23 protein-coding genes and 1 pseudogene are annotated in these 21,126 nt (G+C 55.2%); 19 read left to right on the forward strand and 5 right to left on the reverse strand.

Features of this window, described 5'->3' with window-relative positions; all coding sequences use genetic code 11:
• Positions 1-2: 2 nt before the first annotated feature.
• The 7 genes from J1C54_RS06435 (at position 3) to nadA (ending at position 7,275) form a co-directional block, all read left to right on the forward strand.
• Entirely contained in the window at positions 3-1,457 is a 1,455-nt protein-coding gene (locus tag J1C54_RS06435; protein ID WP_229145950.1) for a deoxyribodipyrimidine photo-lyase, read from the forward strand.
• Positions 1,454-2,701 (forward strand): NAD(P)/FAD-dependent oxidoreductase, encoded by a 1,248-nt coding sequence (locus J1C54_RS06440; RefSeq protein WP_229145951.1) that lies wholly within the window; start codon positions 1,454-1,456, stop codon positions 2,699-2,701. Before J1C54_RS06435 ends, J1C54_RS06440 begins: the two co-directional genes overlap by 4 nt.
• A complete protein-coding gene (locus J1C54_RS06445; protein WP_229145952.1) occupies positions 2,698-3,447 on the forward strand; it encodes a DUF1365 domain-containing protein in 750 nt (249 codons plus the stop codon). Before J1C54_RS06440 ends, J1C54_RS06445 begins: the two co-directional genes overlap by 4 nt.
• 32 nt (positions 3,448-3,479) lie before the next feature.
• On the forward strand, positions 3,480-4,718 hold the full coding sequence (locus J1C54_RS06450; protein ID WP_229145953.1) for a cyclopropane-fatty-acyl-phospholipid synthase family protein: 1,239 nt from the start codon (positions 3,480-3,482) through the stop codon (positions 4,716-4,718).
• A gap of 74 nt (positions 4,719-4,792) precedes the next feature.
• Positions 4,793-5,290, forward strand: a complete 498-nt coding sequence (locus J1C54_RS06455; RefSeq protein ID WP_229145954.1) for an SH3 domain-containing protein — start codon at positions 4,793-4,795, stop codon at positions 5,288-5,290.
• Complete coding sequence (locus J1C54_RS06460; RefSeq protein ID WP_229145955.1) at positions 5,287-6,126, forward strand: M48 family metallopeptidase; 840 nt, start codon at positions 5,287-5,289, stop codon at positions 6,124-6,126. Before J1C54_RS06455 ends, J1C54_RS06460 begins: the two co-directional genes overlap by 4 nt.
• Positions 6,127-6,225: 99 nt before the next feature.
• Positions 6,226-7,275: a quinolinate synthase NadA gene (nadA, locus tag J1C54_RS06465; protein ID WP_229145956.1), complete on the forward strand. Its 1,050-nt coding sequence runs from the start codon at positions 6,226-6,228 to the stop codon at positions 7,273-7,275.
• 6 nt (positions 7,276-7,281) lie between these two features.
• On the opposite strand, the gene J1C54_RS06470 is transcribed toward nadA, so the two are convergent.
• Positions 7,282-8,709, reverse strand: coding sequence for a M48 family metalloprotease (locus tag J1C54_RS06470; protein ID WP_229145957.1), 1,428 nt, complete (start codon positions 8,707-8,709; stop codon positions 7,282-7,284).
• 80 nt (positions 8,710-8,789) lie between these two features.
• Between J1C54_RS06470 and J1C54_RS06475 the strand changes: the two genes are divergently transcribed.
• Entirely contained in the window at positions 8,790-9,053 is a 264-nt protein-coding gene (locus tag J1C54_RS06475; protein ID WP_229145958.1) for a sulfurtransferase TusA family protein, read from the forward strand.
• 6 nt (positions 9,054-9,059) lie between these two features.
• On the forward strand, positions 9,060-10,139 hold the full coding sequence (locus tag J1C54_RS06480) for an AI-2E family transporter (protein WP_229145959.1): 1,080 nt from the start codon (positions 9,060-9,062) through the stop codon (positions 10,137-10,139).
• 18 nt (positions 10,140-10,157) lie between these two features.
• On the opposite strand, the gene J1C54_RS06485 is transcribed toward J1C54_RS06480, so the two are convergent.
• The gene (locus tag J1C54_RS06485; RefSeq protein WP_229145960.1) at positions 10,158-10,625 is read right to left on the reverse strand and encodes a peroxiredoxin; all 468 of its coding nucleotides are present in this window, start codon (positions 10,623-10,625) and stop codon (positions 10,158-10,160) included.
• Positions 10,625-11,164 (reverse strand): glycine cleavage system protein R, encoded by a 540-nt coding sequence (locus J1C54_RS06490; protein ID WP_229145961.1) that lies wholly within the window; start codon positions 11,162-11,164, stop codon positions 10,625-10,627. The genes J1C54_RS06485 and J1C54_RS06490 overlap by 1 nt, the downstream gene beginning before the upstream one ends.
• 145 nt (positions 11,165-11,309) lie before the next feature.
• Between J1C54_RS06490 and dapA the strand changes: the two genes are divergently transcribed.
• The 6 genes from dapA to J1C54_RS06520 all read left to right on the forward strand — a co-directional run bounded on the left by dapA (position 11,310) and on the right by J1C54_RS06520 (position 15,613).
• Positions 11,310-12,182 (forward strand): 4-hydroxy-tetrahydrodipicolinate synthase, encoded by an 873-nt coding sequence (gene dapA, locus J1C54_RS06495; protein ID WP_370635618.1) that lies wholly within the window; start codon positions 11,310-11,312, stop codon positions 12,180-12,182.
• Entirely contained in the window at positions 12,182-12,775 is a 594-nt protein-coding gene (locus J1C54_RS06500) for an outer membrane protein assembly factor BamC (RefSeq protein WP_229145962.1), read from the forward strand. Before dapA ends, J1C54_RS06500 begins: the two co-directional genes overlap by 1 nt.
• An 84-nt stretch (positions 12,776-12,859) precedes the next feature.
• On the forward strand, positions 12,860-13,579 hold the full coding sequence (purC, locus tag J1C54_RS06505) for a phosphoribosylaminoimidazolesuccinocarboxamide synthase (protein ID WP_229145963.1): 720 nt from the start codon (positions 12,860-12,862) through the stop codon (positions 13,577-13,579).
• Between the two features lie 75 nt (positions 13,580-13,654).
• Positions 13,655-13,888: a DUF6726 family protein gene (locus J1C54_RS06510; RefSeq protein ID WP_229145964.1), complete on the forward strand. Its 234-nt coding sequence runs from the start codon at positions 13,655-13,657 to the stop codon at positions 13,886-13,888.
• Positions 13,889-14,032: 144 nt separating this feature from the next.
• Positions 14,033-14,542 carry a hypothetical protein gene (locus J1C54_RS06515; protein WP_229145965.1) on the forward strand — a complete coding sequence of 170 codons (510 nt, stop codon included), beginning with the start codon at positions 14,033-14,035 and terminating at the stop codon, positions 14,540-14,542.
• Positions 14,543-14,917: 375 nt separating this feature from the next.
• Entirely contained in the window at positions 14,918-15,613 is a 696-nt protein-coding gene (locus J1C54_RS06520; RefSeq protein WP_229145966.1) for a GntR family transcriptional regulator, read from the forward strand.
• Between the two features lie 34 nt (positions 15,614-15,647).
• On the opposite strand, the gene J1C54_RS06525 is transcribed toward J1C54_RS06520, so the two are convergent.
• The gene (locus J1C54_RS06525; protein ID WP_229145967.1) at positions 15,648-16,223 is read right to left on the reverse strand and encodes a YecA family protein; all 576 of its coding nucleotides are present in this window, start codon (positions 16,221-16,223) and stop codon (positions 15,648-15,650) included.
• Positions 16,224-16,310: 87 nt separating this feature from the next.
• The gene (locus J1C54_RS06530) at positions 16,311-17,408 is read right to left on the reverse strand and encodes a diguanylate cyclase (protein WP_229145968.1); all 1,098 of its coding nucleotides are present in this window, start codon (positions 17,406-17,408) and stop codon (positions 16,311-16,313) included.
• 268 nt (positions 17,409-17,676) lie between these two features.
• On the opposite strand from J1C54_RS06530, the gene J1C54_RS06535 reads away from it, so the two are divergent.
• From J1C54_RS06535 to J1C54_RS06550, 4 genes and pseudogenes are all read left to right on the forward strand, one after another.
• Positions 17,677-18,777, forward strand: coding sequence for an acyl-CoA dehydrogenase family protein (locus J1C54_RS06535; RefSeq protein WP_229145969.1), 1,101 nt, complete (start codon positions 17,677-17,679; stop codon positions 18,775-18,777).
• A 29-nt stretch (positions 18,778-18,806) separates the two neighbouring features.
• Positions 18,807-20,015, forward strand: a complete 1,209-nt coding sequence (locus tag J1C54_RS06540; RefSeq protein WP_229145970.1) for an acyl-CoA dehydrogenase family protein — start codon at positions 18,807-18,809, stop codon at positions 20,013-20,015.
• A 152-nt stretch (positions 20,016-20,167) separates the two neighbouring features.
• Positions 20,168-20,959 (forward strand): SDR family oxidoreductase, encoded by a 792-nt coding sequence (locus J1C54_RS06545; protein ID WP_229145971.1) that lies wholly within the window; start codon positions 20,168-20,170, stop codon positions 20,957-20,959.
• A gap of 14 nt (positions 20,960-20,973) precedes the next feature.
• Positions 20,974-21,126, forward strand: a pseudogene (locus tag J1C54_RS06550) (tRNA 2-thiocytidine(32) synthetase TtcA); the annotation flags it as partial.

Genomic DNA, 21,126 nt, shown 5'->3' on the forward strand with positions numbered 1-21,126 from the left:
GGATGCCCGCCGCGCCAATGGAAGCTGTACTGGTCTGGTTTCGAAATGATCTGCGAGTTCATGAGCACGCAGCCCTGTCCGCCGCACTGGCCGATGGCCGCTCCGTTCGAGCCGTCTACTTTCTATGTGAGGATCAGTGGGATCGTCACCATGTGGCGCCTCTGCGTCGGTGGTATGTTCTGGAGTCTTTGCGGGAGCTTGGGGAGAGGCTGGCTCGCTTCGGTGTGCCACTGGATATCATCAAAGCGGGTACTTTTCAGGCTGTGGCACCTCTACTTGGGGATTATTTATCGCGCCATTCAGTCTGCAAGGTGTTCGTTGGTCGCGAGTACCTTCGTAATGAGCTTGATCGCGATAGGGCGTGTGCCGCGGTGGCGAGTAGCTGCGGGGCCGAAATCCAGGGCTTTGACCATGGCGTGCTAGTGCCGCCGCGCCTGTTGACGACCGGGCAGGGCAAGCCATATACGGTTTTCTCTCCGTACCGTCGCAGTTGGCAAAAATGGCTGGATAGTCATGGGCCGGAACCGCTCCCGTCAGCAAAGCGCAAGCGCGGGGCCAGGCAAGTCAACTTTGAAGGTCACCTCCTCATTGATGCAGCGTTGGCCGGTCTGGCGATAGACCCGGCTTTAACAGCCAGTTGGCAAGCCGGCGAGCAGGCGGCCCGTGGGCGTCTAAAGGCTTTTGTCAGCACGTCTCTTGCGGGCTATCAGCGGCAACGAGACTTTCCTGCGTTGAGTGGAACCAGCATGCTGTCCGTCGCGCTATCTGCGGGCACGCTGTCGGTGGCAGAGTGTTGGCACCTGGCCCGCGTTGGACTGCAGCAGTCGGCGCAGCGAGAGGGGGCAGAATGCTGGATTGGTGAGCTGGCATGGAGAGATTTCTATCGACAGATAATGGCCAATTTCCCGCGACTGGCCGTGGGGGAGCCGTTCCGCGAAGAGACTCGCTTTATTCAATGGTCATCTGACGAGTCTTTGTTTCAGGCATGGTGCGAGGGGCGCACGGGCTATCCTCTTGTTGATGCCGCCCAGCGTCAACTGGTCCAGACCGGCTGGATGCACAACAGGCTCCGCATGGTCTCGGCCATGTTTTTAACCAAGAACCTTTTTATAGACTGGCGTCGTGGCGAACAGTTCTTTATGCGCCACCTGATAGATGGAGATTTTGCTGCCAACAACGGTGGCTGGCAGTGGAGCGCCTCCACCGGTACGGACGCTGCCCCTTACTTCCGGGTGTTCAGCCCTGTCAGGCAAAGTCAGCGCTTTGACCCGGATGGCGAGTTTATTCGTCGCTACGTGCCTGAGCTGGCCGAGATGGACAACAAGTGGATCCACGAGCCGTGGAAAGCGCCCCATCCAGTGGCTGGTTATCCCAGTCCGGTGGTTGATCAAGCAGGTGTTCGGGACAGGGTCACTGCTGCATTCCGGGCAGCCAGGGAAATAATGGAGAGTCAATGAAGCGTATTGCAATTATCGGTTCCGGAATTAGTGGCCTTACTGCTGCATGGGTTTTAAGCCGTCGTCATCAGGTGGTGTTGTTCGAGGCAGAAGATCGCATAGGCGGGCACACCTGTACGGTTGAAGCGCAGGATCCTCTGGGCAAGCTACAGGTCGACGTGGGCTTCATCGTTTTCAATGATCGTACCTACCCGAACTTTCATCGCTTGCTGGAGCAGCTTGGGGTGGGGCGCCAGCCTACCAAGATGGGGTTTGCCATACGTTGTGAAAAAACCGGCCTTGAATACTCTGGCGATGGGCTTGGCGGCCTGTTCGCTCAAAAAGGTAATCTGCTTTCCTTTTCCCATTGGCGGATGATTCGCGACATTCTGCGTTTTAACCGAGAGGCGCCAGCTCTGCTGCATAGCGAAGAAGGAGAGCTTCCCCTGGGGGAGTACTTGCGACGAGGCGGCTATAGCCAGCGCTTCTGCGATCACTATATTCTGCCCATGGGGGGCGCTATCTGGTCATGCAGTGATGATCAGATGAAGGCCTTTCCTGCAAAGTTTTTTGTCCGTTTCTTCGATAACCATGGTCTGCTGACCATTACTAATCGGCCCCAGTGGTACGTGGTGCCCGGTGGCTCTAGTCGCTATGTGGAGAAGCTACTGGCGGGACTGAAGGCGGAGATTCGGCTGAGTACCCCAGTGAGTCAGGTGCGGCGGCTGGAAGACGGCGTCAGTGTCAGCAGCATGCACGGGGATGAAGTCTTTGACGATGTGGTATTTGCCTGCCACAGTGATCAGGCTATGGCTTTGCTGGCAGATGCGGACATGGATGAAAAGCAGCTTCTAGGAAATATTCCGTATCAGGACAATGAAGTAGTACTACATACCGATGTAAGCCTGCTGCCGTCCGCGCAGCGCTGCTGGTCAAGCTGGAATGCCTTGCTCCCTGTCCAGCGCGGAGACCGTGTTCAAGTCACCTACAACATGAATATCCTGCAGGGACTTAAGGCCACCAATACTTGGTGCGTAACGCTAAATGCAACGGATCGAATTGACCCTGCCAAAGTAGTACAGCGTTTCAATTTCAGCCACCCCCTGTTCACTCCAGCCGGCCTGGCTAACCGCACTGAGTTGCTTGAGAAGGTAAACGGGCGTCGGAACACCTGGTTCTGTGGTGCATGGTGCCGTAATGGCTTTCATGAGGACGGGGTTGTTTCGGCCTTGGCCGTGGCTGCCGGGTTCGGCGAGTCATTGTGATTACCGATCATGCGTTGTATACCGGCGAGGTCTGGCACCGTCGAGAGACGCCGGTGGTACATGTTTTCAAATATCCTTTCTGGTGGCTTTGGCTGAATCTGGATGACATTGACGGATTGCTGGCCCGCAGCAGCTGGTGGGGGCGTCGTTGGCGTCCGGCAGTGATACGAGAGCGGGATTATCTGGGGGAGGGTCAAGGCAATCTGGCGGAGCGGGCCAGAGCCAAGGCTGCTGAGCTGGGCCTCGATTGGGCTGAGGGAGCGGTTTGTATGCTGTCTCAGCCCAGACTATTTGGCTGGTCATTCAATCCGCTGACTCTGTTTTGGCACTTCCCGGTGGGCGCCAGCACGCCAGATAGTATTATCGCTGAAGTGCATAACACTCCTTGGAATGAGCGACACTGGTACCCGCTGATTCCGGTTGCTTCAGCCAAGGGGCTGGTTTTTGAGCACCCCAAGGATTTTCATGTGTCACCATTTATGGGAATGGCTATGCGCTATTGCTGGACATTTTCACAGGATGATCGCGACCTTTCAGTCACCATTGGTACCATCGCTGGTGAAGGCAAGGTTTTTGCGGCCGGCGTTCGCATGCTTCGGCAGCCTGCAGATCGCCAGATGCTCGGAGCGGTGCTGGGTCGTTACCGAGCGCAAAGCTTTAAAGCGAGCCTGGCTATTTATGCTCATGCACTAAAACTGTGGCGTAAGGGAGTGGGCTTTCACGCCCATCCGGCTAAGAAGGTTTAGGACTAACTGATTGGATAAGAAAAGAGGTAGCCATGCTCGACGTTGAACGAATTTCTGCTGACGCCTCCGTCTCCTTGTTGGACCGCACTGCGCGGCGTCTGGTGCTGGATGCTCTGAGCCGTTTCCCGATGGGGCAACTTACTCTGCATGAGCCGGATGGCGGCAAGGTCGTACTGGGTCAGGGAGACCCTTGTGCAGCACTGCGAATGAATGACTGGCGTACCTATCGGATGATGATGACTGGGGGGGCACTGGGCGCAGCCGAAGCCTTTATGGAGGGGCTTTGGTCTAGCGATGACCTGGTTGCAGTGGTACGTTATTTTGCTGCTAATGTGGAGCCGATGCAGGCTCTGGAAGGGTTGGCTAGTAAAATGTCCAAGCCGTTGCTCTCAGCGCTGCATGTTATCAATCGTAACTCCGTGCGTGGGTCTCGCCGGAATATTGCCGCGCATTATGATCTCGGAAATGATTTTTTCAGTCTGTTTCTGGATAAGCAGATGATGTATTCCAGCGCAATTTATCCTCGCGCCGACGCACCTCTGGACGAGGCCGCAGTGCACAAGCTGGATATTGTATGCCAGAAGCTACAGCTTAATGATCAGCACCATCTTCTTGAGATCGGTACTGGCTGGGGTGGGCTGGCAATTCATGCTGCACGGCATTATGGCTGCCGTGTAACAACCACCACCATTTCTCATGAACAGTTTCGTCATGCTCAGGCGCGCGTTCGCGCCGAAGGTCTGGAGGACCGCATTACCGTGTTAGAGCAGGACTATCGCCTGCTTGAGGGACGTTATGATCGAGTCGTGTCTATCGAGATGATCGAAGCGGTAGGGCACCAATATTTGTCACAGTACTTCCGTCAGCTAAATCGCTTGCTCGCGGATGACGGCATGATGCTCCTGCAAGCGATTACCGTGCCGGATCACCGTTATCGCTTCGCTCTTAAAAATATAGATTTTATCAAGCGGTATATTTTTCCGGGTGGCTTTTTGCCGTCGGTTCGCGTGATGATGGATCATCTGGGAGAGGACACCCAGCTAACGCCTCTAGCCATTGATGATATCGGCCTTGACTATGCGCGCACCCTGGCAGATTGGCGGGAGCGTTTTAACGCTGCGCTGGATCAGGTCGCGGAACAAGGTTTTGACGAGCGGTTCCGGCGCATGTGGCAATACTATCTATGTTACTGCGAGGGAGCCTTCCGCGAGAGGGCGATCAGTACTGTGCAGTTGCTGGCAGCTGGCCGCGATTGGCGCCCATCGGTTTGATCTGATGAATAGCCTTTTCTGATGCGGGGACATGGAACACAATTGCAAGTTTACGGCTCATCTGGGGGGATGATATGAGGACTCGAATTCTATTGGTAATGTTTTCGTTGTTTGTCAGTGGCGTGGTTGCCGCTGCTGACAGCGGCACTATCTCTACCAACACACAGCTATATCAGCAGCCAGATGGGTCTGTATCAGGCACGTTATTGGCCAACACGCTGGTGGAAATTTCTGCTCGCCGTGGAGGCTGGTATCAGGTCAGTGCCAGCGGTGGCCGGCAGGGCTGGGTTCGTTTGGGGGCCGTGAGACTCTCTGGGCAGGAACAATCTGAGTCAGTTTTTTCTGGTCTATGGGGCTGGTTAAATAGCGGCTACTCGGTGCAGAGCGGTGGCACCGCTACCGCAGGAATTCGCGGGCTTGATGCGGGTGATATTGAGTCTGCCAGCGCCGATCATGGTGCGGTTGATAGCCTCAATCGCTTTGCGGTGGATGAGCAGGCGGCAAGGCGCTATGCGGCATCCCTGCCGCTCAAGGCTCGTAAGGTAGCAGACCTCAAGGAGCGCAAAAAATGATCATTAGAGCCGCACTTCTACTGCTAACCGGAATTCTGTTGAGTAGCTGCAAAACCATCGACATAAATCAGCTGGCCAGTGCCAGTGGCACATTGAAGCAGGCTTTTGTTCCGACCGGCGAAGCGGAAGAGAGCGATATCGGCCGCGAGGCGGCGGCCGTCCTGCTGGGGGCTGCTCCTTTGCTGCAAGACGAACAAGTTCAGGTCTACGTTAATAAGGTTGGAATGTGGCTGGCGTTACAAAGCGACCGGCCAGATTTAGACTGGCGCTTTGCGGTACTGGACGATGCCGATATTAATGCCTTTGCTGCTCCGGGAGGCTACGTATTCATCACCAAGGGGCTGCTGGCGCGCCTGCGTAACGAGTCGGAATTGGCCGGCGTACTGGCCCATGAAATCGGGCATGTGGTCGCCAGCCACCATCTGGTGGCAATTCGCAAGCAGGCCAGATTGAAACTTGCGGGCATGGCGGTCCAGCTAGCCCTTGAGGAACGCGGTACGGATACGCGCCAGTTGCAGGCTTTGGCAGGTGGCGCCAAGCTGATTTATAGTCGCGGCCTCGACCGTAAGGATGAGCATCACGCCGATCGTATTGGTGTCGTGTTGGCGGCGCGGGCGGGCTACGACCCCTATGGTCTGGTTACCGTATTGCAGACACTAGAGCGAATGAATCCACAGGCCGGTGAGCTTGGTCTGTTACTGAAAACCCACCCCAAGCCCGCGGAGCGTATTGACCAGCTCGACCGCCTGATGGCGCGTCAGCTTGACGGGTTGCGTAACTCAGCATTGGGGGAAGACCGGTTCCGCCAGGAGTTGGCACATCTGAGCAACCCCTGATGGCCGTGCCTGAGATATACTTAGCCTATCCTTTAGGGTGCTTTGACGGCACCCGTTGCCGAATCTGAAAGAGGCCCCGGCGTTAGCCGGGTAGCGACCATGACTGCCGAAGCTATTGAGCTGGTACGCCAGCACCTTGATCGTGTTTCAGTTCCTGGGGCGATTGATCAATCTCGTCGCCTCGAGCTGCGCGGGCGGATCGCCCAGCTGCTCAAGGCCCGCAATGCTGTGTTGGTAGCACACTACTACACCGACCCGGAAATACAGTCTCTGGCTGAAGAGACTGGTGGTTGCGTGTCCGACTCTCTGGAGATGGCTCGTTTTGGCAAGGAGCATTCAGCCACTACTTTGGTGGTGGCTGGTGTGCGCTTTATGGGCGAAACCGCAAAAATTCTAAGCCCAGAGAAGCGTGTACTCATGCCCACCATTGAGGCTACCTGCTCGCTGGACATCGGCTGCCCCGAAGATCAGTTTTCCGCATTCTGTGACCAGCATCCTGAGCGGACCGTGGTTGTGTATGCAAATACATCTGCAGCTGTGAAGGCACGTGCAGACTGGGTGGTGACCTCAAGCATTGCTGTAGATCTGATTGATTTTCTGGACAAACGTGGCGAAAAAATACTTTGGGCGCCGGATCAGCATCTTGGCCTTTATGTGCAGCAGAAAACTGGCGCTGATGTGCTTTGCTGGCAGGGAGCTTGTATCGTCCACGAGGAGTTCAAGGCACGAGCTCTGCTCGATCTTAAAAAGGTCTATCCGGATGCTGCCGTGCTGGTTCATCCCGAGTCCCCCGAGGCGGTGGTTGCCATTGCGGACGTGGTTGGTTCGACGTCACAGTTAATTCGTGCTGCTGCGGAACTGCCTAATAAGACTATGATTGTTGCCACCGACCGCGGCATTTTTTACAAGATGCAGCAGGCTGCTAAAGACAAAGTACTAATTGAGGCGCCGACTGCGGGCAGTGGTGGTACTTGCCGCAGCTGTGCACATTGCCCATGGATGGCGATGAATGGTCTGGAAAATCTTTGTCACGTGTTAGAGGACGAGTCTGGCGCGGGCCAGGAAATATTTGTTGATACGGAAACCGCCCGAAAGGCAATGATTCCTCTGCAGCGAATGCTGGATTTCGGGCGTTCCGTGAAGTCTTGACGGTGCTCAGAATCGCTCTTTCGAGGTCGAGTCCATCTCCTCAAGACGCGCCTTGATGCGACTGTGCAATGGGAAGTTTTCTTTGCTGTAATCAAGTGCATAACGCAGCTGATCCATGCCCCTCTCATCAGCGCCGCTGAGAAATAGCGCTTCACCTCTGCCCAGGTGGGCCAGGCCAAGGCTGCCACTGTAGCCCCAGGCGTCAGCGGCCAGCCTCCACAGCGCTGGGTCATTGGGCCGCTGTCGCAGTATCGGCTCAAGTAGCTCAGCAGCCTCTGCGGCTTTGTCTGTTTTGATCAAACTTGTAGCCAGCAGGGCGGAAATGGCATAGTTCCGGGGCATCAGGCGGGCGACTTCTCTCAGGATATCGGCGGCCTGATCATGTTTTTGCTGGGCCTGCAGCACCTCTGCACGGGCAACCCGGAACCACAGTTGATCCGGAAAGCGGCCCTGAAGCTCGTCCAGAGTTTCGTTGGCCAGTGAGTAGTCCTTTGCCCGCAATGCACTTATCACCAAGCCATAGCCCGCAGCCTGTTGCTGGATGCTGGCTCCACGGCGGTACTGACTGCGAAAGTGTTCCACTGCCAGAGCAGGGACACTGTAGAAGCCTGCTAGCAAGCGCGCACGAATAAGCTGGAAAGCCTCTGCCTCCTGCAAGTTTCCTGCAGGCAGGGTAACTGCCCTGGCTCGTGAATCTGCTATTCGTTCTTCGGTAATCGGGTGGGTCGAAAGGAACTCCAGTGGTTTACCGGCAAACTGCTGGTTGCGCTGCAGTTTTTCGAAAAAGCGGGGCATTGCCTCAGGGTCCATTCCTGCATTCACCAGAGTCTGCATGCCAACCCGGTCTGCTTCGCGTTCGTGGTGTCGGGAATAGGCTAATTGCTGCTGAATCGCTGCCGCCTGAGTGGCCATGATGCCGGCCGCTCCGGCGTCTGCCTGTCCGCTGATCATCACTGCCAGACTTGCTAACATGGCAGCCATGACTGCGGTATTAATGCGCTGGCTGTCGGCGTACCTGCGGACAAAGTGGCGCTGGCTGACATGGGCGATTTCATGTGCGACCACCGCGGCGACTTCATCTTCCTGATCGGCGTTGATTAACAGGCCGGCATTCAGGCCAATGACGCCTCCGGGGACGGCGAATGCATTGATTTCGCGGCTGTTGATTACGACGATAGCCAAGTCTGGCTGTTGCAAATCGCTGTGGGATGCCATGCGGTAGACCAGATGCTCCACATACTCCTGTACAAGAGGGTCGTTGAGCACGGCGACTTGACCGCGTAGTTGGCGTAACCAGGATCGGCCCATGCGAAACTCCTGATCCGGGCTGATAAGGCCGCCGGCAGGGTCGCCCAGTTCGGGCAAAGGGGCCTGTTCGTTGCCGATGACCGGCATTGGCACGCACAGAGCAAGCAGAACAAGAAAACGAACCATGGACAAAAGCCACCATCGAGAGTCTATGTCAGTATAATCACTGCTGACTCTGTTAAGGTATGCCGATGTAAGGTTAGCCCATGCCATCTGATCAATCTCTTTGCGTGACCGACCTGAAGGTCGATATGACTCTTGATGTCACCGGGTTACGCTGTCCTATGCCTTTGCTGAAGGCTCGCCAACAGCTTCGGGCCATGCCGGCGCATGCGTTGCTGCTGGTTCGGGCGGATGACCCCGGGGCCCGGCGTGATATCCCCGCATGGCTCGGACAGGCAGATCATGAGCTGGTTCATTTTGCCGACCAAGATGGTGTCTATGAATTTTTTATCCGGGTGGGAGGCTAAGCCTGAATGATTGATGTTTTGCGCGGCTGGTTCTACCGGTACTTCTCGGATGAGCAGGCGGTCTCCCTGTTCGTGGTACTGGTGGTCGGTCTGCTGGTGGTGCTGCTATTCGGCAAAATGCTTGCTCCGGTATTTGCCGCACTGGTTATCGCTTATTTGCTTCAGGGCATGATTAACTCGCTTCAGGAGAGGGGGGTTGGACGGTTTTGGGCCTTTTCAGGCGTATATTTTCTGTTTCTTTCCTTGTTGCTGGTGTCTTTAGTGCTGCTGCTACCCATGGTGTGGAAGCAGACCGTAACACTGGTGCAGGTGCAGCTGCCGAAACTGCTGGGCGTCAGTGAGGCCTGGTTGAGGGAAATGCCGCAACGTTACCCCGAGGTAGTCAGTGAGGCGCAGGTAGTCCAGCTGATCGCTGATTTGCATGAAAAGCTGGCCGAGCTTGGCCAGCGCATGGTTACCGCCTCGCTGGGTCTGATTCCCGGGCTGCTGGATGTGATGATCTTTCTGGTGCTATTGCCACTGTTGGTTTTTTTCTTTCTAAAAGACCACTTCTCATTAGTACAGGGTGCCTTGAAATTCCTCCCGGCCCGGCGCCATTTGCTGGCCCGAGTATGGCTGGAAATGGATGGCCAGATTGCTAACTATATTCGCGGCAAAGCCCTGGAGATCCTGATTGTTGGCGGCTCAAGCTACGCGGTCTTTGCACTGATGGGGCTGAAGTATTCGCTGCTGTTAGCGGTGTTGGTGGGGCTTTCTGTGGTGGTGCCATACATAGGCGCAACGGTGGTGACGCTGCCGGTGATGGTGGTGGCCTGGGGGCAGTTTGGCTGGGGAGCAGAGTTTGCCATGGTGATGATCGCCTATGGTGTCATCCAGTTTATCGACGGCAATATTCTGGTGCCCCTGCTTTTCTCCGAAGCGGTCAACCTGCATCCGGTGGTGATTATTACAGCGATCCTTTTTTTTGGAGGGCTGTGGGGCTTTTGGGGGGTATTTTTTGCCATTCCTCTGGCCACACTGCTTAAGGCAGTGGTTAATGCCTGGCCGGCAGTGACAGCTGATTCAGGGTTGCAGCGAGATAGCTGACTGCAACCCCGCTATGTACTAGAGCTCCTTGGTGGCCTGCAGTACCTCTGCCACATGGCCGGGTACCTTAACCTTGCGCCATTCTCGCTGCAGCTTTCCACTGGCATCAATAAGGAATGTGCTCCTTTCAATCCCCTCGAACTGCTTGCCGTACATGTTTTTCATTTTGATCACATCAAACAGCCGGCACAGACTGCCGTCCTCGTCGCTGATTAGCTGAAACGGGAAGTTCTGCTTGCTGCGAAAGTTTTCGTGGCTTTTCAGGCTGTCCTGGGACACGCCGAATACTTCCGTGTCGGCTTTCTTGAACTCGGAGTAAAGGTCACGGAAGTCCTGACCTTCTGTGGTGCAGCCCGGGGTGCTGTCACGAGGATAAAAGTAGAGGACTATCTTGCGTCCTTTAAGTTCTTTCAGACGCACGATTTGCTCGCTGGTGGCCGAGACGCTGAAGTCGGGGACTTTCTTGCCGATGGCGATATTGGTCATTAAATGCTCCTGTTGCGGTGCGGGGACATGCTGGCGTCAACATTCCTTGTCTCGCAGAACTCAAAGAACGCTTCGCGCAGCCGCGAGATTGATTCTTCTGCAGGGACACTCAGCGTCATGTGAAGATTGAACATGGTGGTACCGGTATGCGGTGCGGCATAGGTGCCTGTATGCAGGTCGTCAATATTGATCCCGCGGCCGCTAAAAAAGTTGGCGATATCATGGACGATACCGGGGTGGTCCATGGCCACCACCTCAACCCTGTAAGGCAGGGCTTGGTTGCCGGTGTCACGCTGTCGAGTGCGTTTCAGGGTTAGCTGCAGCCCCAGCGACCGCTCCAGTAGTTCACGATCCTCCTCTAGCTGGGCAATTGCTTTGTCTTCTCCGGACACCAGCATAAGGATTGCGAACTCACCACCGAGCACGGTCATGCGCGAGTCGAGAATATTACCCGCTCGGCCGAGAACCTCTCCGGACAGGGCCTGAACAATGCCGGGGCGGTCGGAGCCAATAGCGGAAATGACGATAAGTGAAGACATCCTGACAGCCTCAAGAGGTTGGGAAGGGGGATTCTGGCTTGCCAGAGCGGGGGGATCAAGCTGCAGCTCTCTTGTTCGGCTGGCAGTGGCCAAGTACCATAGCCCGCCTGATTCTGGCCGTCCTAACGGAGTGGAGTGCGTGGAAATTCGCGGCAGTATTGTGGCTTTGGTAACACCGATGCACGCCGATGGCGCGGTCGATTGGGATCGGCTGAGAAAGTTGGTTGACTGGCACGTTGCAGAGGGTACCCATGCAATCGTTGCTGTTGGCACAACCGGGGAGTCGGCAACTCTGGGTTTTGAGGAGCATGACCTGGTTGTTCGTGAGGTCATTTCCGCAGCTCGTGGCCGTGTACCGGTGATCGCCGGCACCGGGGCCAACTCCACTGAAGAGGCGATCAGGCTTACCCGTGATGCCAAACGTGACGGTGCTGACGCCTGCCTGCTGGTTACCCCATACTACAACAAGCCGACACAGGAAGGTTTGTATCAGCACTATCGGGCTATCGCTGAAGCGGTTGAAATTCCTCAGATTTTGTACAACGTCCCAGGGCGCACGGCCTGCGATATGCTTCCTGAAACGGTTGAACGTCTTGCTCAGGTGCCCAATATTGTCGGCATTAAGGAAGCTACCGGTAATTTGGAACGGATCCGTGAAATTCGCGAGCGCTGCGGCACGAACTTTCTGATCTACTCTGGTGACGATGCCACCGCCGTAGAAGCCATGCTAATGGGGGCTGACGGAGATATTTCAGTGACCGCGAACGTAGTGCCGAAAAAAATGGCGGCGGTATGTGAGGCTGCGCTTAAGGGGGAAGCGTCTCTGGCCCGGTCACTGGATGCGCAGATTAACTCCTTGCATAGAGACCTTTTTGTTGAGTCGAACCCGATTCCGGTCAAGTGGGCGCTGCAACAAATGGGTTTGATCGATAGTGGTATTCGCCTGCCTTTAACTCCGCTGTCTAAGCCCGCACAGCAGGTTTTGCGGGACACGATGGCAAACTGTGGGTTGCTGTAATGCGGATACTGCCGGTTCTTTTTATTACCGTACTAACGGGTTGTTCTTTACTGCCAGATAAGACACTTGAATACCGTCAGGCTGAAGTGCTTCCGCGCATGACCTTGCCTGAAGGAATGGTCTCCCTCAGTGGTGACGACATGTTTGCAGTGCCCGATGCAGAGCGTCGTCTTGCTTATGATAAGGATGATCGTTTTGAGGTGCCAAAGCCGCCGGAGTTCAGTGTGGTTGCAGAGCAGCAGCCAGCACCGGATGCCCCTCTGCCTGATGCTGGCAGCACCCGCATCGTACTAACCAAAGATGGCAATGATTATCCTATTATCATGATATATACGGCATTTCCCTGGGCTTGGGAGTATGTGAGTAAGGCGTTGGGCGAGACCGACCTGCGGGTTGATGACCGTAGCCGCGAAGCGGGTATTTTCTTTGTTAAGGTTCCAAAATCTTATGGGCTTGCAGAGCGTGAGGCGCAGATCAAGCTAAGTCATACCGTGAATGGAGTGCAGGTCGCAGTGCTTAACAGCCGCGGCTCCGCTTTGGTAGAAGCTGAACCTGGTTTGGCCATTCTGCAGCGGTTACATGAGAAGCTCTGAGAACGGCTGAGCAAAACCATATTACGCCAGGTGTTTCGAGCTTCTGGCAATCGTAACCATGATCCCGTTTCGGGGGAGTGCAAGATGGAAAAGCGTGAAGAGCTCTATGCCGGCAAGGCAAAATCCGTTTATACAACGGATGATCCGGATCTCCTGGTAATGCATTTTCGAAATGACACATCAGCCTTTGATGGCAAAAAGCGTGAGCAGCTTGATCGCAAAGGTGCGGTCAATAATCAGTTTAATGCTTTTATTATGAGCAAGCTGCGAGAAGCAGGAATTCCCACTCATATGGAACGGCAGCTGTCGGTGGACGAGTCACTGGTAAAGCGGCTGCAGATGATTCCGGTGGAGTGCGTGGTGCGCAATATTGCGGCAGGAAGTATATGTCGCCGTCTGGGTATCCAGGAGGGCACAGAGCTTTCACCGCCAACCTATGAGCTATTCTTGAAAGATGATGCACTTGGCGACCCGATGATTAACGAATCTCACGCGTTGAGCTTTGCCTGGGCCACCGAAGCTCAGCTCGAGCGAATGAAGGAGCTTACCTTCATGGCTAACGACGTATTACGTAAGTTATTTCTTGATGGTGGCATGCTACTGGTCGACTTCAAGCTGGAATTTGGGGTATTCCACGGAGAGGTGTTGCTTGCTGATGAGTTCAGTCCAGATGGCTGCCGTCTTTGGGACAAGGAAACGCGGGAAAAGCTCGACAAGGATCGCTTTCGCCAGGATCTGGGCAATGTGGTTGAGTCCTATGAGCAGGTGGGGCGCCGCCTCGGTATGACTTTTTCTTATCAGTAACAAGGTGGTTGAACAGTTTGTCCGGATGGTTTGAAATGACTCTGGGCAAAAAATACAAAACCATGAGGTCGTTTTATGAAGCATATAACAAGAATAGCCATTCTGGCACTTCTCGCATCTCTTCTCAGTGGCTGCTTTCTGACCAAGCTGGCGTCTACGCCGATGCGTTTGGTTGGTGCGACTGCCTCCGTAGCAGGTGCGGCTCTTTCAATTATCCCTGTTGTCGGCAATGAGGCCGATGCTGCTTTGGAGAAAGTAGACGGTACAATCGATACCACTGCAGACAAGATTGATGATATTCCGATCTGATCCGGTCTGCAGAGCCCTGTTGGCGGGCTATGCCGCCGGCAGGGTTACAAACAACTAACGAAGCGGGCTTGTCTTCGCCCGGCGCCTTGCCCAAAATAGCTCCGTCCCTAGTGACACAAGAATAATAATGAGGTCCTTCCCCTGATGCGTCTGCACCGCTCCATTCTTGCTGCTCTGCTGTTGTCCGTTGCGGGCCAGGCATCGTCCGAGGTGCTGGTTGGCTATGCCTTCGTCAACGGTATTAATGGCCTGAATCTGGAGTGGGCAGGGCAGCGTAATACTGTCTATGCTGTTCCCGGCACCTATCTGGTGGATAGCGGCCTAAGTGATGACTGGCGCTGGGTAGCTGGTTTTCGGCATCGGATTGATCGCGGCTATACCAATGTCAGCGGCTACTATACCGGTTTGATGTTCGGTGATCTGGCGGGCGAGTATCGTTATGAACGCCTCGGCGCCGGTTTTGAAATTGGTCATCAGTGGGTCAAGGAATACACCAGAATCACCCTTAGTGGCGGCGTGGCCGTGCTTGAGAGTCTGGACTGCTCGGATTATCGGCGGGCCATCTCCTGCGACACTGCGCAGGAGCGTCAGGACAACGCTCAGGACATGGAGCCAGGGCTGATTTTGGGCCTCACTATTAGCCTGCGACGCTAATTCCAGCATTATTTGCAGCTGTTTTTTGCACTATATCTGTGCGTGTTTTGCACAGATATCCCTGTGTGCTGAGGCTCTGGCATGGGCAAATGCGCAACCTGTTGATTGTTCAAGGAATATCAATAACCTATTGATATTTAAACTGTTATCTTTCTGGTGTTTTTTTCGGCATTGCGCGGATTAGTCTGCCCCGCAAGCGTTTCTGCATCCTTTCTTCAGGATATTCACAGATTTGTCCACAGAAAATGTGGATAACTTATCTTGCTGTGTATAAATACTTCTTTGTGGGCTTTACCGCCTGTATTTGCTTATTTCCCCTGTTGCTCTATAGTCGGACAGTCCTGAATAGATTGTCCGACATACTGAGGGTGGTGGATGAGTTTCAAGGCCCAGGAAAGCCTTTCCGAACAGATTGCTCAGCATCTGGCCCGGCAGATTATTCGCGGTGAGATGCTGGCCGGGGACAGGATTCAGGAGTTGCGCATTGCCGGCGAGCTAGAGGTGAGCCGTGGTTCTGTGCGCGAGGCGCTGCTGATTCTTGAGCGTCGTCATCTAATCGACATCCTGCCGCGGCGCGGTGCGGTGGTTAAGGATATGTCAGAAGCCCACGTGCGCAGCTTGTATGAGTTAGCGCAGGTGTTGCTTGGTCTGGTAGTGCGAAAGGCGATCAAAGTGATGGCCGAAGATGACATGGATCCCTTCATTCTGTCGATCCAGCAGCTGCAGCACTGCGCGGATGAGCGGGACATGGATGGTTTTTTCGAACAGTCTTTCCGTTTTCTCGAGCTGGCTTATCCATTTTCCCGCAACCCTTTCGTTGAAGACATCATGGCCAATCTGCAGCCAGCTATTCAGCGTGCCTACTATATGGCGCTACACCTTGATCCGGATGAGTGCAAAGAGTGTCTGTCATTTTTCAAGGCAATCATTGAGACCATATTCCGCCGCGATGTGCGCTCAGCGTTGGAGATTATTCGTGAATTTGCCGAGCATCAGTCATCTTTGGTGCAAGAATCGATTGTTCGGGCCCGGCAAATTGAAGCCGCCTGGGGCGCCAGGCGGAAGAAATAGTATTTCACGGTTCTAGGAAACTGGCGGTAACTCTCTAATCTTCGCCGTTGCCGTCATCATCATTATCGTCCTGACCAAGCTCAGGAGCATGAAACAGCAGAAATAGCTCTTCAATGACGTCCGGAATGCCGCTGGCCATTTCCCGTACTAGCTTGCGGTCCTGCCATAAATCATCTAATGCAGGATCCTCGTCCAGCCCCGAGATCAGCATAAAGGGAAGCATCAGCCCAGCCATGGTTTCCTCATCCTGATTCTGGTGCCATGTCTGCTCATCCAGACTGACGGCAATAACAAAACCAGCACACCAGCTTGCCAGATCCTTGCCCTCCCGGTCCTCATCAGGGTCAAGCCGGCAGGGCAGGATGATACCTTCGCCGGCACCAAGCTGAGATTGAATCCGTTGGCGCAGGCTCTCCATTGCTGCAGCGACCTCTGCGGGAACCTCGCCTTCTTCAAGAATCGCACTTTGCCAGCCGTCCGGGACCGCAGGAGCGCAGGCTAATGCAGTAAGCAGGCCATGAACTTCCACCCAGGTCAGGCAGTCTTCGCCAGCCTTATCCAGCCAGTCACGCAGGCTTTGGCGCAGTTGCGGGTTGTCGGGTTGTTGCATGGCGTACTCCGGTGGCGGGCCGAGCTCCAGGCTTGGCGGAATTTCAGAATGGATGATAACGCAGCGGTGTGGGAAAAAGGATTTCTTTCAGCTGGCCTGCAGACGGTTTCGGCCCTGATGCTTGGCGGCGTAAAGGCGGTCATCCGCTCGGCGGGTCAAGCTGTCAGAGTTGTCTTCCGGGCGCCATCCAGCCAAGCCTGCGGACAGAGTGACCTTGAGACCGGGGACCAGATCATCGTGGGACATGGCAGCAAAAGACTCCCTTAGCCGCTCAAGAACCTCTGTTATGCCCTCCCGGCCGCCATCAGGGAACAGCACAATAAATTCTTCCCCGCCATATCGCGCTAGTACATCAGAGCGGCGCAGAGTTTGACGCGCCAGGGTGGAAAAGCGAACCAGGATTTCATCGCCGACCTGATGGCCGTGCAAATCATTAACCTGCTTGAAATGATCGAGGTCAATTAGCGCCAGATAAAAAGGCTCCCTCGACCGATTGGCAATGGCGATGGCTTCCTCCAGTCGTTCGATAAAGTGCCGGCGGTTATATAAGCCCGTTAGTGAGTCGCGCACCGCGATTTCCGCCAGCTTTTCCATTGCGGCATGTAACTGCGTATGGCTTTCTTCAAGGCGAGAATGATTATCGCGAAGTGATTCCCGCTGCTCACGGATACGCTGTTGCAGATTGTGGATATAGCCACCAACAAAAACGAACCAGATGAGGCCAAGCAGCAGGATCATCCATTGGCCGACCGCTAAAGAAAAAACCATCAATTTGGGACTGTAGATAAACTCGTAAACAATCAGCCCGGTAAACGCGACGATGACCACTGCAGACATGACGATCATTTTGGTTCGGTCCAGCGCAAACACGCCAAATGTCATCACCATGAAATAAATAGAGATCATCGCGCCGCGCATTTCCTCGGCGTAATGCAGCAGCGCTGTGACAAGGGTAATGGCCGATAGCATTTGCGCGATGGTCAGGCTTGGGTCTGAAAATATTTTCGAGGCACCTGATCGGATCAGCGCAAAGACAATGGCATTGAATACAAGCAAGGAGGCAAACAGGGGCTTGTGTGGTGTGTCGTAAGAAAAAATCCCAAGCTGCATGGCCAGCATGGTGCCTCCCCAAACCAGGATATAGGAGTACACGGCCATCAATTGCCTGTTGAGGCGCAGAGCCATGACGGGGTCATGCTGGGGGATAAGTCTTAACACGTGCTGATAGGGCCTGTTGTTATTGTTGCGACCGAGAGGGTAGGCCATTCATTTGGCCCTTCCGTCCCGAGCCAGAGTATATAGGATCAAGGGTGGCTCTGGGTGACAGTCGGTTGTGCCAATTGCAGACAGACGCTTGTCGGGCGGCACCTTGCTGTGCCAGCATCCGGGCGTTCAAACGACCGTTTGATTGTCGGTTGTCACTTATAGGTTACTTTCCAGCAGGGGAGCCATGATGAGCCAGGATTTACCCTTTGACCTGTCGCTGACCGAAGAGCAGCGCATGACTCGGGAAAGCCTCCAGCGCTTTGCCGAGAAACAGATTCGCCCAATTGCCCGCAGTGCGGACGAGGCTGGTGCGGCTCCGGCCGGCTTTCTTGACGGTACCGTCGAGCTGGGGCTGACCTTGCTGCCTATTCCAGAGATTCACGGTGGAGCCGGCATGCCGCGGGATCCCATGTCCAATGTGCTGGCTGCGGAGGACCTCGCCCATGGCGATATCTCCCTGGCCTTGGCTGCACTGGCTCCGCTGGGGGTAATTAATGCCCTGCTGGACTTCGCCAGCGAGGCTCAGCAGGAGGCATTTTTACCCCGTCTGGCGGCGGAGCATTTTGTCCCAGCGGCGGTTGCTTTAATGGAAGGGCGGGCAACTTTCGAGCCTGCCGAACTGCAAACCAAGGCAGTAGCGGATGGTGATCACTACGTTATAAGCGGAGAAAAGCGCTTGGTGCCCTTTGGTGCGGAGGCCGAGCTTTTATTGGTGATTGCTGATCTGCAGGGTGAGGGGCCTGGCGCCTTTGTGATTGAGAAAGGAGCCGCCGGTGTTTCCGCGCAGGCAGCTGACTACATGGGGCTGCGCTCGCTGGATACCTGCACGGTTACCTTCGAAAACGTACGCGTGCCAGCGTTGAATCGGCTGGAAAACTTTGACCTTGAGCGTCTGGTGGATCTGTCCCGCATCGGTGTTGCGGCGCTGGCTGTGGGCTGCTGTCAGGCGGTTCTCGACTTCAGCATTCCCTATGTCAATGAGCGTAAGGCGTTCGGCGAGCCAATCGCATGGCGCCAATCCGTAGCCTTTATGGTCGCCAATATTGGTATTGAGCTTGAGGCCATGCGGCTTCTGGTATGGCGTGCAGCCAGCCGTGCTCAGCAGGGGCTGCCTTTTCATCGCGAGGCTTATCTGGCTCGGGTGCTGTGTGCTGACAAGGCGATGGAAATCGGCACCAACGGCATTCAGCTGTTTGGAGGTGCCGGCTTTATTCGCGATTACCCGCTGGAAATGTGGTACCGCAACTTGCGTGCGGTGGGTGTGCTGGAAGGCGCTTTGATGGTCTAAGGGCCAAGGTCCTTGAGGAGAGACATGTAATGATTAATCTCGAACTGCCGAAGAAAATGCTGATGGTTCAGCAGATGTCCCAGCAGCTGGCAAGTAGCGTGTTTAGGCCAATTTCTCGCAAATACGACAAGATTGAGCACTGTGATACTCCAGAAGAGTTGCGCCCAGTGGCGCAGATGATCGCTGCTGTGCGCCCTAGTCAAAGCAAGGCAAAAGATACACAGCAGGGCGCTGACGACAGTGTGAAAAATGGTGCCAACCTGACCGGCATCGTTGGCATGGAAGAGATGTGCTGGGGTGACGTAGGCCTGATGCTATCGATTCCGGGTACTGGCTTGGGGAATGCCGCCGTCATGGCGGTGGGCACACCGGAGCAAAAAGAGAAGTTCGGCAAGTTGTACTGCGCTATGGCGATTACTGAGCCGGGCGCTGGCTCTGATTCCGCGGCTGTATCCACTAGTGCGCGTCTTGATGGCGACGAGTGGGTGCTAAATGGCGAGAAAATTTACTGCACCGCCGGTCAGCGCTGCGATGCTGTGGTGGTCTGGGCAACACTGGATAAGTCCAAGGGCAAGGCGGCGATCAAGTCGTTCATAGTGTCGCGGGACAATCCGGGCATGACGCTGGTGCGCGTTGAGGACAAGATGGGCCTGCGTATTTCGGATACCGCAGCTCTGAGCCTGAATGATTGCCGCATCCCGAAGGACAGCATTCTTGGTTCCGCCGAGGTCGCGGATACTGAAGAAGCTCGTAAAAAGGCCTTCGGCGGGGTCATGCAAACCTTTGACAACACCCGTCCTCAGGTGGCGGCGATGGCGCTCGGCGTCGCCCGTGCGGCCTTAGAAATAACTAGAGAAATCCTTTCAAAAGAGGGTGTTAAGGCAGATTTCTCGAAATCACTTAACAATTCAACCGCGATCGAAGCCGAGATTTATCGGATGGAAGCAGACCTCGATGCAGCCCGCTTAATGACCTATAAGGCGGCTTGGATGGCGGATAACCGTCAGCCGAACTCGAAGGACGCTTCGATGTGCAAAGCCAAGGCGGGGCGGGTTGGCAATGCCATTACTCTGAAGTGTGTGGAGCTGTGTGGTGAGCTGGGTTACTCCGAGCAGTTCCTGCTGGAAAAGCTGGCTCGGGACTCGAAGATCATTGACATCTTCGAGGGCACGCAGCAGATCCAGCAGCTGATTGTGGCGCGCCAGTTGTTAGGGCTGTCGTCACGAGAGCTGAAGTAACATTAGCTCTCGCTCTGGCGGCGGTTCCTCCGAGAGCCGTCGCAGCACAGTGACGTCCAGATATTTTGCCGTTCATGCTCAGGGCAGGGGCGATTGACTGTATTCGCTTGCCGTTCCACCCTAGGCGCCTTTCCAATCCGACAGGAATCAACATGTCTTTCGCTAATCAGGTGGTGTGGATTACTGGCGCATCGAGTGGCATCGGCGAGGCGCTAGCCATGGAGTTCAGCCGTTATGGCGCCCGGGTGGTCCTTTCTGCGCGTCGCACTGACGAGTTGGAGCGGGTGAGACAACGACTTGTATGGCCGGAGAACCATCTGGTGTTGGCGCTGGACATGGCGGACCCGTCCGCGTTTTCCGAGGCGGTTGACAAGGTCCGGGCGCATTTTGGTCGCCTCGACATATTGGTTAACAACGCCGGCATTAGCCAACGCTCGCGGGTGATGGAAACTGATATCAGCGTGGACAGGCGGGTGATGGAAATCAATTTCTTCGGCGTGATTGGCCTGACCAAGGCGGTACTGCCATGGTTTCGTGAGCAAGGTGCCGGCCGCGTGGTGGTGATCTCCAGCCTGGTCGGCGAGCTGCCTACCCCGATGCGCTCTGCCTACTGTGCGTCCAAGCATGCATTGCACGGTTGGTTTGAGTCCCTGCGGGCAGAAGAGTACGACAACGGCCTGCGGTTGCTGATGGTGTTGCCCGGTTTCGTTCGCACTCAGGTGTCGGTTAATGCCGTTACTGCTGATGGCAGTAGCCACGGAAAAATGGATGACTATCAGCAACAGGGTATGCCAGCAGAGGTTTGTGCTGAGCGTATCATTCACGCCGTGCAGCGCAATCGCGCTCAGGTTATCATCGCCGGCCGCGAGGGTCTGGGGATTTGGTTGAAGCGCTGGTTTCCCGGTATCTATCGCGCCATTATCCGTCGTATCAAAGTGACCTGATTTCGAGCCCCTCCATGACTGACGTTGCTGACGAACTGCTACCCAAGGATCGGGTCCGTTTCAATAAACTGCAGAAGAGACTGCGCCGTGAAGTGGGCAAGGCGATTGCTGACTTTAATATGATTCAGGATGGCGACAGGATCATGGTGTGCCTGTCGGGTGGCAAG

It is taken from the genome of Alcanivorax sp. 1008 (assembly GCF_020667895.1).
Classification (GTDB): domain Bacteria; phylum Pseudomonadota; class Gammaproteobacteria; order Pseudomonadales; family Alcanivoracaceae; genus PGZG01.

Coding starts and splice junctions, on each gene's coding strand:
- J1C54_RS06435 (WP_229145950.1), top strand. CDS start 3: ATGCCCGCCGCGCCAATGGAAGCTGTACTGGTCTGGTTTCGAAATGAT.
- J1C54_RS06440 (WP_229145951.1), top strand. CDS start 1,454: ATGAAGCGTATTGCAATTATCGGTTCCGGAATTAGTGGCCTTACTGCT.
- J1C54_RS06450 (WP_229145953.1), top strand. CDS start 3,480: ATGCTCGACGTTGAACGAATTTCTGCTGACGCCTCCGTCTCCTTGTTG.
- J1C54_RS06455 (WP_229145954.1), top strand. CDS start 4,793: ATGAGGACTCGAATTCTATTGGTAATGTTTTCGTTGTTTGTCAGTGGC.
- J1C54_RS06460 (WP_229145955.1), top strand. CDS start 5,287: ATGATCATTAGAGCCGCACTTCTACTGCTAACCGGAATTCTGTTGAGT.
- nadA (WP_229145956.1), top strand. CDS start 6,226: ATGACTGCCGAAGCTATTGAGCTGGTACGCCAGCACCTTGATCGTGTT.
- J1C54_RS06470 (WP_229145957.1), bottom strand. CDS start 8,709: ATGGTTCGTTTTCTTGTTCTGCTTGCTCTGTGCGTGCCAATGCCGGTC.
- J1C54_RS06475 (WP_229145958.1), top strand. CDS start 8,790: ATGCCATCTGATCAATCTCTTTGCGTGACCGACCTGAAGGTCGATATG.
- J1C54_RS06480 (WP_229145959.1), top strand. CDS start 9,060: ATGATTGATGTTTTGCGCGGCTGGTTCTACCGGTACTTCTCGGATGAG.
- J1C54_RS06485 (WP_229145960.1), bottom strand. CDS start 10,625: ATGACCAATATCGCCATCGGCAAGAAAGTCCCCGACTTCAGCGTCTCG.
- J1C54_RS06490 (WP_229145961.1), bottom strand. CDS start 11,164: ATGTCTTCACTTATCGTCATTTCCGCTATTGGCTCCGACCGCCCCGGC.
- J1C54_RS06500 (WP_229145962.1), top strand. CDS start 12,182: ATGCGGATACTGCCGGTTCTTTTTATTACCGTACTAACGGGTTGTTCT.
- purC (WP_229145963.1), top strand. CDS start 12,860: ATGGAAAAGCGTGAAGAGCTCTATGCCGGCAAGGCAAAATCCGTTTAT.
- J1C54_RS06510 (WP_229145964.1), top strand. CDS start 13,655: ATGAAGCATATAACAAGAATAGCCATTCTGGCACTTCTCGCATCTCTT.
- J1C54_RS06515 (WP_229145965.1), top strand. CDS start 14,033: ATGCGTCTGCACCGCTCCATTCTTGCTGCTCTGCTGTTGTCCGTTGCG.
- J1C54_RS06520 (WP_229145966.1), top strand. CDS start 14,918: ATGAGTTTCAAGGCCCAGGAAAGCCTTTCCGAACAGATTGCTCAGCAT.
- J1C54_RS06525 (WP_229145967.1), bottom strand. CDS start 16,223: ATGCAACAACCCGACAACCCGCAACTGCGCCAAAGCCTGCGTGACTGG.
- J1C54_RS06530 (WP_229145968.1), bottom strand. CDS start 17,408: ATGGCTCTGCGCCTCAACAGGCAATTGATGGCCGTGTACTCCTATATC.
- J1C54_RS06535 (WP_229145969.1), top strand. CDS start 17,677: ATGAGCCAGGATTTACCCTTTGACCTGTCGCTGACCGAAGAGCAGCGC.
- J1C54_RS06540 (WP_229145970.1), top strand. CDS start 18,807: ATGATTAATCTCGAACTGCCGAAGAAAATGCTGATGGTTCAGCAGATG.
- J1C54_RS06545 (WP_229145971.1), top strand. CDS start 20,168: ATGTCTTTCGCTAATCAGGTGGTGTGGATTACTGGCGCATCGAGTGGC.